At 74.3% G+C, this 9,977-nt stretch carries 11 protein-coding genes and 1 riboswitch; of the genes, 3 read left to right on the top strand and 8 right to left on the bottom strand.

Going from position 1 to position 9,977, the window contains the following annotated elements; translation table 11 throughout:
- Positions 1–367 (top strand): zinc-binding dehydrogenase (locus NH602_RS23190; protein ID WP_253068896.1); only part of this gene is annotated, 367 nt, incomplete at its 5' end.
- A gap of 104 nt (positions 368–471) precedes the next feature.
- On the opposite strand, the gene NH602_RS23185 is transcribed toward NH602_RS23190, so the two are convergent.
- Positions 472–1,227, bottom strand: coding sequence for a cobalt-precorrin-6A reductase (locus NH602_RS23185; RefSeq protein ID WP_179760264.1), 756 nt, complete (start codon positions 1,225–1,227; stop codon positions 472–474).
- 18 nt (positions 1,228–1,245) lie between these two features.
- On the opposite strand from NH602_RS23185, the gene NH602_RS23180 reads away from it, so the two are divergent.
- Complete coding sequence (locus tag NH602_RS23180; protein ID WP_253068895.1) at positions 1,246–1,908, top strand: haloacid dehalogenase type II; 663 nt, start codon at positions 1,246–1,248, stop codon at positions 1,906–1,908.
- Positions 1,909–1,951: 43 nt separating this feature from the next.
- On the opposite strand, the gene NH602_RS23175 is transcribed toward NH602_RS23180, so the two are convergent.
- The 7 genes from NH602_RS23175 to NH602_RS23145 form a co-directional block, all read right to left on the bottom strand.
- Positions 1,952–3,124: an ROK family protein gene (locus NH602_RS23175; protein ID WP_062404671.1), complete on the bottom strand. Its 1,173-nt coding sequence runs from the start codon at positions 3,122–3,124 to the stop codon at positions 1,952–1,954.
- A 1-nt stretch (position 3,125) separates the two neighbouring features.
- Positions 3,126–4,628 carry a sugar ABC transporter permease gene (locus NH602_RS23170; protein WP_174565897.1) on the bottom strand — a complete coding sequence of 501 codons (1,503 nt, stop codon included), beginning with the start codon at positions 4,626–4,628 and terminating at the stop codon, positions 3,126–3,128.
- A complete protein-coding gene (locus tag NH602_RS23165) occupies positions 4,628–5,401 on the bottom strand; it encodes an ATP-binding cassette domain-containing protein (RefSeq protein ID WP_253068894.1) in 774 nt (257 codons plus the stop codon). The genes NH602_RS23170 and NH602_RS23165 overlap by 1 nt, the downstream gene beginning before the upstream one ends.
- A gap of 75 nt (positions 5,402–5,476) precedes the next feature.
- Positions 5,477–6,622, bottom strand: a complete 1,146-nt coding sequence (locus NH602_RS23160) for a sugar ABC transporter substrate-binding protein (RefSeq protein ID WP_253068893.1) — start codon at positions 6,620–6,622, stop codon at positions 5,477–5,479.
- 251 nt (positions 6,623–6,873) lie between these two features.
- Positions 6,874–7,590 (bottom strand): ABC transporter ATP-binding protein, encoded by a 717-nt coding sequence (locus NH602_RS23155; protein ID WP_253068892.1) that lies wholly within the window; start codon positions 7,588–7,590, stop codon positions 6,874–6,876.
- Positions 7,591–7,598: 8 nt separating this feature from the next.
- Positions 7,599–8,366, bottom strand: coding sequence for an ABC transporter permease (locus NH602_RS23150; RefSeq protein ID WP_253068891.1), 768 nt, complete (start codon positions 8,364–8,366; stop codon positions 7,599–7,601).
- Entirely contained in the window at positions 8,363–9,388 is a 1,026-nt protein-coding gene (locus NH602_RS23145) for an ABC transporter substrate-binding protein (RefSeq protein WP_253068890.1), read from the bottom strand. The genes NH602_RS23150 and NH602_RS23145 overlap by 4 nt, the downstream gene beginning before the upstream one ends.
- Positions 9,389–9,395: 7 nt before the next feature.
- A riboswitch (TPP riboswitch) is annotated at positions 9,396–9,485 on the bottom strand.
- Between the two features lie 235 nt (positions 9,486–9,720).
- Here NH602_RS23145 and NH602_RS23140 point away from each other — a divergent pair.
- A partial coding sequence (locus tag NH602_RS23140) for a hypothetical protein (protein ID WP_253068889.1) occupies positions 9,721–9,977 on the top strand: 257 nt, incomplete at its 3' end.

The following is a 9,977-nucleotide window of genomic DNA, read 5'->3' as shown; positions in this document are numbered from 1 at the left end:
GGACGGCCCGGACGCGGTGCGCGAGGCCGTCGGCGAGGGCGGCGCCCGCCTCGCGGTGGAGGCCGCGGGCCGCGCGGACGCCCTGGACCTCGGGGTCCGGTCGCTGCGCAGGCAGGGAACGCTCGTGCAGGTCGGTCTGCTCACCCGGGAGCCGGTGGTGCCGGTGCCGCTGATGATCGCGCACGAGCTGACCGTCACCGGCAGCCACGGGATGGCCGCAGCGGACTACCCGGAGCTGATGGCACTCGTCGCCGACGGGCGGCTCGACCCGGGCCGGCTGGTCACCCGGCGAGCCGGGCTGGACGCGCTCGCCGGGGCGCTGGCCGCGGCTCCCGAGCCGGGCGGGATCCTCGTCGGCCTGCCCTGAGACCCGGCCGCGGTCCGCTCGGCCCTCCCGGTGGAGCCGGCTGTGCCCTCCCGCCCGGCGACGCGCACCGTCGTCCGCCGGACGGGCGACCGGTCCCCTGGTGATCAGTCCCCGAGCAGCCGGGCCAGCGCCGCGTCCACCGTGGGCTCCACCGCGACCCCGCCGGGCAGCGGCGGCCGGTCGACGAGGAGGACCGGCACCCCGCGCTCCCGGGCCGCGGTGAGCTTCGGCGCGGTCGCCGCACCGCCGGAGTCCTTGGTGACCAGCACGTGCGGGACCACGGCCTCGAACAGGGCGCGCTCGCCGTCGAGGGCGAACGGGCCCCGGTCGAGCAGCAGCTCGTGCCGGGCGGGCAGCGGGCCGTCGGGCGGGTCGACCGCACGGATCCAGAACGCCGCGTCGACAGCCGCGAAGTGCGCCAGTCCCCCGCGGCCGGTCGTCAGCAGGACCCGCCCGGCCGAGCCGGGGAGCAGGCCGGGCAGCGCGGCCGCGGCGGCGGCGACCGAGGTGACCCGGTGCCACCGGTCCCCCGGCCCGGGCGTCCAGCCCGGCCGGCGCAGCACGACCAGCGGTACCCCGGTCCCCGCGCAGGCGGCGGCCGCGTTCGCGGTCATCGTCGAGGCGAACGGATGGGTGGCGTCGAGCACCGCCGCGACCCGCTCGGCGCGCAGGTGCGCGGCCAGCCCCTCGGCACCGCCGAACCCACCGATGCGGACCTCGCCGTCGGGCAGGGCCGGGCTGCGCACCGCCCCGGCCAGGGACGACACGACCCGGACATCGTCCCGGCCTGCCAGAGCGGCGGCCGCGGCCCGGCCCTCGGTCGTACCACCGAGGACCAGCACCGTGCGGGGAGCGCTCACACCTGTGAGGGTAGGGGGATGGCGATCACGACCGTGGTGTTCGACGTCAACGAGACCCTGTCGGACCTGACCCCGATGGGGGCCCGGTTCGCCGCGCTGGGCGCCCCGGAGGGGCTCGGGCCGCTGTGGTTCGCCGCGACCCTGCGCGAGGGCATGGCGCAGGCCGCCGGTGGGGAGCTGACGCCCTTCGCCGAGCTGGCGAGGGCGACCGCGGCCGGGCTGCTGCGCCGGCACGGGGTCGCCGAACCCGACGCGGGCGCGGGGCACGTCGTCGACGGGTTCCTGGAGCTGCCGGTGCACGACGACGTCCACGGCGGGGTCGCGGCACTGCGGTCCGCGGGGCTGCGGCTGGTGACGCTGTCGAACGGCGCCGCGTCGGTGGCCGAGCGGCTGCTCGGCGACCACGGCCTGCGCGAGCAGTTCGACGCGGTGCTGTCGGTGGAGGACGCCGGGATCTGGAAGCCGGCTCCCGCCTCCTACGCGTATGCGCTGCGGACCTGCGGGGTCGACGCGGCCGAGTCGGTGATGGTCGCGGTGCACCCGTGGGACCTCCACGGCGCCGCCCGGGCCGGCATGGCGACGGCCTGGCTGGACCGCCACGGCGACACCTGGCCCGGGTACCTCAGCCCACCGACCTTCACCGTCGGCGCGCTGCCCGAGCTGGCCGGCCACCTGGCCTGAGCCCGCGGGACGCCGGGAGCGGTGCCGTCCGGCCCGCTCTCCGTCAGACCGCCGCCAGCACCGGCTCGAACGCGATCTCGGCCGCGCCGACCAGCGCGCCGTCGCGGCCGAGCGGAGAGACCGCGAGTCGGGTCCCGCCCGCGGCCCGGCTCACCAGGCTGCGCCGGCGCAGCTCGGACCCGATCCGCTCGACCACCGAGGGCGGCAGCGCGCCGAACAGGTCGCCCAGCACGACGAGCTCGGGGGCCAGCATGTTCACCACGGTGACCAGCCCGGCGGTCATCCACCCGGCGTAGCCCTCCAGCAGCCGGTCGGCCCGGCCCGGCACGACGGCCAGGTCGCGCAGCTCCGCGACGAGCACCCCGCGCGGGGTGTCCTCGGGCAGGCCGAGCGCGCGGCACAGCGCGGGCTCGCCCACCTCGGTCTCCCAGCAGCCGTGCGAGCCGCAGAAGCACTCCCGCCCGTCCGGGCGGACCATGAGGTGACCGAGCTCGCCGACGTAGCCGCCGGTGCCGCGCAGCGGCTGCCCGCCGGACACCACGCCGCCGCCGACGCCGACGTCGGCCGAGAGGTAGACCATGTCGGCGACGTCCCGGCCGATCCCGCGCAGGTGCTCGGCGAGTGCGCCGGCCTCCGCGTCGTTGGCGACCTGCACCGGCCGGGCGAGGACGGCGGCGAGCCGGGCACCCAGCTCGACGTCGCGCCAGCCGAGGTTGGGCGCCTCGTGCACGAAGCCGTCGGAGCGCCGCACGACGCCGGGCACCGAGACCCCGACCGCCTGCTCGGCGACGCCCAGCTCGTCGCGCAGCAGGGCGGCGGACTCGGCGAGGTGGGTGATCACCTCGCCGGGCAGCCGGGTGGTGCGGTGCAGGTTCCAGCTGTGCCGGCCCAGGATCTGGCCGCCGATGCCGACCATCGCCAGCGCGACCTGCTCGACCCGGATGTCGACGGCGAGCACCACCGCCGCCTGCGGGTCGGGCAGCACCAGCAGCGACGGCCGCCCGGCCCCGGAGCGCTGGGCCGGGACGGCCTCGGTGACGACGCCCGCCTCGGCGAGCCCGTCCACCACCGCCTTGATCGTGCTGCGGTTGAGGCCGAGCTCGCCGGCCAGCGTCGCGCGGGTGCAGGGACCCTCGACGTGCAGCCGGCGCAACAGGACGGCCCGGTTGTGCCGGCGCGCGTCGTCGGGCCGGGTCCCCGATCCGGGCTGAGTCATGTCACCGGCCGCTGGCCGCCGCCCGGCGCCGTGACGCCACGTCGACACCGGCCGCGAGCAGCAGCACCAGGCCGGTCACCACGAACACGACGGCGGCGGGCTGCTTGAGCAGGCCCAGACCGTTCTGCACCGTGGCGAGCACCGTGCCGCCGATGACGGCGTTGCTGATGCGGCCGCGGCCGCCGAACAGCGACGTGCCCCCGATGACCGCGGCGCCGACCGCGAACAACAGGGTGTTGCCGCCACCGGCCGCCGGGTTCACCGACCCGATCTTCGACGAGTAGACGATCGCGCCGATCGCGGCGAAGGCGGTGGAGATGACGAACACCGACGCCCGGATGCGGGCGACGTCGATGCCGGCCCGGCGCGCGGCCTCCCGGTTGCCGCCGACGGCGTAGACGTGCCGGCCGAACCGGGTCCGGTCGAGCACCCAGGTGCCCGCGACGAGCAGCACCAGCACGACCGGGACGACGTAGGGGATCCCGGCGATCGCGATGACGCCGGGCGAGCGGTCCTGCACGAGTGCGAACGTCACCAGCCCGCCGAGCACCACCACCGCCCCGATCTTGAGTGCGACCAGCCCCGTCGGCGGCGCGACCAGTCCGCCGCGGCGCCGGGTCCGCAGGCGCACCACCTGGACGGCCGCGTAGCCGCCGGCGACGACCACGAACAGCACCCAGGACGCCGTGACCGAGAGATTGCCGTTCGCCACGGCGTTGATCAAGGGGTCGCGCAGCGCGATGGTGCCGCCGTCGCCGATGAGCTGCAGGATCACGCCCTGCCACGTGATGAACAACGCCAGCGTCACGACGAACGACGGCATCCCGATCCGGGCCACGAGGAACCCGGTGAGGCAGCCGATCACCACCCCGACGCCGACGGCGAGCCCCATCACGGTGAACGCGTTCGCCGGGACCCCGATCACGAGCACGACCGCGGTGAGCAGGCTGATCACCGACCCGGCCCACACCCGGACCAGCGCGGCGAGCACGGCACCGGCCAGCATCACCGCCACGAGGAGCACGAACACGGTGGTTCCGGTGGCGCCGAGCACGTTGCCGTCGCTCATCAGGTGCAGTGCCATCAATGCCGCCGCCAGCCCGGACGCCGTACCGGCGGCCAGGTCGATCTCCCCGGTGAGCAGCACGAACACCAGGCCCATCGCGATGATGGTCGGGCCGGCGCCCTGCTGGAGCAGGTTCGCCAGGTTGAGCAGGCTCGGGAAGGTGCCGCCCGAGTCCAGCACGCTGAACAGCACGAACAGCGCGGCCAGGCCGAGCAGCGCCGGCAGCGAGCCCAGGTCACCGCCACGCAGGCCGCGCAGGTACGTCGTGATCGCCTCGCGGGTGGTGCGGGCGGTGGTGTCGATGCCGAAGTCGGCGGCCCGGTTACCGGGGTTCACCCGGCGGGCCGCGCTCTGCTCCTGCTCGGGCGCGGGCGTCCGTTCGGTCACGGTGTCTCCTCCCGGGCCGGCGGGGCCGGACGGATCGGGGTGGGGGGCCATCAGGTCACCGCCTGCTCGGGCCGCGGCAGCCCGAGCTTGCCGGAGCGGCCCGCGGTGATGAGCTGGACGACGTCGGAGTGGGTGACCTCGCGGGTCGGGACCTGCGCGACCATCCGGCCGAGGTAGAGGCAGGCGATCCGGTCGGACACCTCGAACACGTCGGCCATGTTGTGGCTGATGAGCACGACGCCGAGGCCCTGCTCGGCCAGCCGTCGCACGAGGTCGAGCACCTGGCGGGTCTGGGCGACGCCGAGTGCCGCGGTCGGCTCGTCGAGCAGCACGACGCGCGAGTCCCAGAGCACCGCCTTGGCGATGGCGACGGTCTGGCGCTGCCCGCCGGACAGCGACGCGACCGGGGTCCGGACCGAGGTGACGGTGCGGACCGAGAGCGACGCGAGGGTGTCGCGCGCGGCCTGCTCCATCGAGCCCTCGTCGAGCATCCAGGAGCGGCCGCGCTCGCGGCCGAGGAACATGTTCTGGACGATGTCGAGGTTGTCGGCCAGCGCGAGGTCCTGGTAGACGACCTCGATGCCGAGCCGGGAGGCGTCCGACGGCCCGGCGACGGTCACCGGCGCCCCTTCGAACAGGACCTCGCCGGAGTCGATCGGGTGGATACCCGCGACGCACTTGACCAGGGTGGACTTACCCGCGCCGTTGTCGCCGACGAGCGCGGTGACCTCGCCGGCGCGCACGGTCAGGTCGACGTCGTGCAGGACCTGCACGGCGCCGAAGCTCTTCGACACACCGCGCAGGGAGAGGATGGGGTCGGCCACTTTCGGGCACCTTCCACGTGGGCGTCGGCCGGGCCGCGGCGGGGTCTCCGCCGCGGCCCGGTCCGGCTGCGGGTCCTACTTGATGCCGAGCTGGCCGCAGGCGGCCTGGGTCTCGGCGTTGCAGATCTCCGAGGCCTTGACGTAGCCGGCGTCGGTGACCTTCTTGACCGAGTCCTTGGTGATGAGCTGCGGCTCGAGCAGCACCGACTTGACGTCGCGGTCGCCCTTCGGGTCCTCGACCGTCTGGGTGGCGACGCCGTCGGCGGCCGCGGTGTCGCCCTTGGCCAGGGCACCGGCGAGCTTCGCGGCGGCCTCGGCCTCCTGCTCGATCGGCTTGAACACCGTCATGTACTGGTCCCCGCGCAGGATCGCGGCGAGCCCGTCGGCGGTGGCGTCCTGGCCGGTGACCACGACCTTGCCGTTCAGGCCGTACTTGGCCAGCACCGTGACGATGGCGCCGGCGAGGCCGTCGTTGGCGGCGACGACGCCGTCGACCTTGCCGCCGTTACCGGTGAGGATCTGCTCGAAGGTGGTGCCGCCGACCTGGTTGTCCCACTTGTCGATCTTCTGGCTCTGCACCAGCTTCAGCGCCCCGGACTCGTACTTGGGCTTCAGCACGGTCTGCTGGCCGTTGTAGAACAGGGTCGCGTTGTTGTCGGTCGGCGCGCCCTCGATCTCGATGACCTGGGCGCCCGGCTTGTCGCCGATGCCCTGGACCAGGCCCTCGCCCTGCAGGGCGCCGACCTTCTCGTTGTCGAAGGAGACGTAGTAGTCGCTGACGCCGCCGAGGTTGAGCCGGTCGTAGTCGATGACCGGGATGCCCTGGGCCTTGGCCTTCTGGGCGACGGCGGTCCCGCCGTCGCTGCTGATCGATGCGATGATCATGACCTTGACGCCGCTGGAGATCATCCCGTCGGCCAGGGTGGAGAACTTCTGCTCGTCGCCCTGGGCGTTCTGGATGTCGGGGTCCATGCCCTCGGCGCGCAGCGCCTTGTCCAGCATGGGCTTGTCGAAGCCCTCCCAGCGGGCCGAGGAGTCGGTCTCGGGGAGGATCACCCCGACCTTCACCCCGCCGCCGGATTCGCCGGAGCCGCCCGCGGACTCCCCGCCGCCGCCCGCGCTGTTCTGTCCGCAGCCCGCGACGGCCAGCAGCAGGCCGAGGCCCGCCGCCGCGACCGCCCGACGCAGCCGGGGACCGCGCCCCGTGTTCCGTGCCCCCATCGGGGTCTCCCTCCACCACGTTGTGGACCGCTCGCATGATCACGAACGGGTGAATGTTGCGAGCGCCAACGTATTAGGCGGAACCGGTTCCACGACAGCCTTCTGAATCGAGAGAGTTCCTCTTTCGTCATCACGATCCGGTCACGAACATCGACTTTGTTGTCCTGCGGCACGATCCGGACGGCCGCAACGGCACCGGAACGCCGTGGCGGGCGGCGACCACCGGTCCCCGCCCCCGGGGTCGATCCCCCTCAGCCGCGCAGGGTCTCCAGCAGGTCCGCCTCGACCGCGGCCAGGGCCGGGTCGGTACGGCTGCGCGGCCGCCCGGCGTCGACGACGACCTCCCGCACCACGGTCGCCGGGCGCGGCGAGAAGACCAGCACCCGGTCCGACAGCAGGGCCGCCTCCCGCACGTCGTGGGTGATCAGGACCGTCGTCCAGCCGTAGCGGGCGCGCACCGACTCCAGCCAGTCCTGCATCGCGGTCCGGGTGAGCGCGTCCAGCGCACCGAACGGCTCGTCGAGCAGCAGCACCTCGCGCCCCCCGACGACGGTGCGCAGCAGCGCCGCGCGCTGGCGCATGCCGCCCGACAGCGCACCCGGGCGGACGTCCTCGAAGCCGGCCAGCCCGAACGGCTCGAACAGCGCGCGGGCACGCTCGCGGGCCTCGCGGCGCCCCACGCCGGCGACCTCCAGCCCGAGGGTGGTGTTGTCGAGCACGGTGCGCCACGGGAACAGCAGGTCCTGCTGGGGCATCAGGCCGAACGGGGCGCCGCGCACCGGGCCGCCGTCGACCTCGATCCCGCCGGTCACCGTCGCCCCGTCGAGGATGCCCGCCAGGGCCCCGAACAGCGTCGACTTGCCGCACCCCGACGGCCCGACGAGCGTCACGAACTCCCCCGGCGCGACGTCCAGGTTCACCCCGGACAGCACCGGCAGGTCGCCGTAGGAGACCGACAGGTCACTCACCACGACCTTCACCGCGCACCGTGTCCGTCGTGGTCGGCCACGTACCAGGGCGTGACCAGGCGCTGCAGCAGGAAGGTCAGCGCGAACAGCGTCACCGACAGCACCGCGGTCACGCCGACGGCCGCGAGCACCAGGTCGGTGCGGAACTGGTTCTTCTGCAGCTGCATGAAGATCCCCAGGCCGGCCCGGGCGCCGACGTACTCGGCGAAGATCGCCCCGGTGACGGCGTAGGTGATCGCGATCCGCAGCGCCGTGAAGAACGACGGCAGCGCCCCGGGCAGCCGCACGTAGCGGAACCGCTGCCAGCGCGAGGCCCCCATCGACCGCAGCAGCGCGGTCGCGGACCGGTCGGTCGCGGCGAAGCCCTCGATCAGCCCGACCGCCACCGGGAAGAACGTCACCAGCGCGATGACCAGCACCTTCGGCAGCAGGCCGAACCCGAACCAGATGATGAGCAGCGGGGCGATCGCGACCACCGGCAGCGTCTGCGAGGCCACCAGCAGCGGGGTCAGCGCCCGGCGCAGCCACGGCGAGAAGTCCACCGCGACCGCGGCCGCCCAGGCCAGCACCATCGAGACGGTGAACCCGATCAGCGTCACCTGGACCGTCGGCAGCGTGTTCGCCCACAGCTCGGCCCGGAACGCCCAGCCCTGCGCGACCACCCGCAGCGGCGAGGGCAGCACCTGGGGGCGGGCGCCGGCGACGGTGACCGCGACCTGCCAGGCGACCAGCAGGGCGGTGACCAGCGCCGCGGCCGGCCACAGCCGGCGGATCACGGTGCCAGGTAGTCGTTGGTGAACCAGGTCGAGAAGTCCGGCTTCTGGCGCACCGGGGCGCCGTCCGGCCCCGCGACGGTGCCCGTGTCGTAGAGGAACCCGGAGAACCCGGCCCACTGCTGCGGGGTCTGGAACCCGACGCGGCCCTGCGTGTCGCGCAGGAAACGCTCGCTGAGCATCTGCGCGCCCCGGTCGACCAGCGCGTCGGAGGTGAACGCGCCGGGGTTGGCCTCCTTCAGCATCCGGGCCGCGGTCGCCGGGTCCTGCGCGGCCAGCGCGTAGCCCTTCTGGACGGCCTGCACGAACGCGCGGGCCCGGTCGGGGTGGTCGCGCAGCCAGGTCGAGTTGCCCAGCAGCAGCACGTTGTAGGAGTCCGGGAAGCCGTAGTCGGTGTAACGGAAGGTGCGGATCGGCTCGCCCCGCAGCTGCGCCTCGATGCCCTCGACGTTGACGAACGGCTCGGTGAAGTCGGCCTGGCCGGAGTAGAGCGCCTCGTAGGCCGCGGTGGACAGGACCTCGGTGCGGAAGTCGCCGCGCCCGCCGTCGGCCCGGATCACGGCCTGCATCTTCTGGTTCTCACCGGGCCCGCCGAATCCGGCGTAGATCTTGCCGTCGAGGTCGCGCGGGCGCCGGATGTCGGTGCGGTCGGAACGCATCGCGATCTCGGTCGCCCAGTGCTGCAGGATCGCCATCACCGAGGTGATGTCGGCGCCCGCGGCCTTCGAGAACGTGAAGGAGTCCTGGAAGCCGACGCCGAAGTCCGCGGCGCCGGAACCGACCAGGGTGTCCGGCGAGGTCTGGTTGTACGGCAGGAACTCGACGTCGAGGCCGGCGTCGCGGAAGTAGCCCGCCTGCTGGGCGGCGAACAGCCCGATGTGGTTGGTGTTCGGCGTCCAGTCCAGCGCGACGCGGATCGGCCCGCCCCCGGCGGAGCCGCCGGAGCCGTCCTCCGCGGCGCAGCCGGACAGGGCCAGCGCGAGCGCCAGCGCGACGGCGAGTGGACGGAGAGCACGTGACAGCACGGGGCGGCCTCCCTACGCCGGTGTGACCCGGATCAGGTTCGAACGGTCGGCGGCCGGTCCTGCCGCCCTCTCAGCCTCGGTGCGCGGGCTCCCGCGGTACGACCGTGAACCCTACGCGGTCCGCCGGGTCCTGCCGGGACGACGTCCGCCGCACCGGACCGGCCGGACACCCGCAGTCACCGTGGCCGTCCGATCCGGTCACCTGCGGTGATCGTCGGGACGGCCGGGCGAGCCGCCGTCCGCGGCGCGGACCACGATCGTTATCCTCGCCACCACACCCGCGACGCTGTGTCACGAACCCCGCTCGCGGGAGCTGACGCGGAAGGGACGAGATGGCGGCCTCGCTCTGGACCTCCGGCACGACCGGGCGGCCGACGCCCGACCCGGCCCCCGCCCTGGTGCGGGTCGCGTTGCAGGCCGGCGCCACCTCCGTGGCGCACGCCGACATCGCCGCGATGCTGTCCGGGATCTGTGTCGCGCTGGTGCCCGCCGCCCGGGTCGGGGGTGCGGCGCTGCTGCTGCGCGAGCCCGCCGACCCCCGCGACCCCGAGGCCCGGCGGGTGTTCGGCTCCGACACCGCCGCGCTGCG

Origin of the sequence: Pseudonocardia sp. McavD-2-B (genome assembly GCF_024124365.1) — a bacterium.
Classification (GTDB): domain Bacteria; phylum Actinomycetota; class Actinomycetes; order Mycobacteriales; family Pseudonocardiaceae; genus Pseudonocardia; species Pseudonocardia alni.
Note: the sequence above shows the minus strand (reverse complement) of the source record. Positions and strands in the feature narration are given on the sequence as shown.

What these genes read in the sequence shown, in the direction of transcription:
- NH602_RS23180 (WP_253068895.1), top strand. Translation starts at nt 1,246, where the DNA reads ATGGCGATCACGACCGTGGTGTTCGACGTCAACGAGACCCTGTCGGAC.
- NH602_RS23175 (WP_062404671.1), bottom strand. Translation starts at nt 3,124, where the DNA reads ATGACTCAGCCCGGATCGGGGACCCGGCCCGACGACGCGCGCCGGCAC.
- NH602_RS23170 (WP_174565897.1), bottom strand. Translation starts at nt 4,628, where the DNA reads ATGGCCCCCCACCCCGATCCGTCCGGCCCCGCCGGCCCGGGAGGAGAC.
- NH602_RS23160 (WP_253068893.1), bottom strand. Translation starts at nt 6,622, where the DNA reads ATGGGGGCACGGAACACGGGGCGCGGTCCCCGGCTGCGTCGGGCGGTC.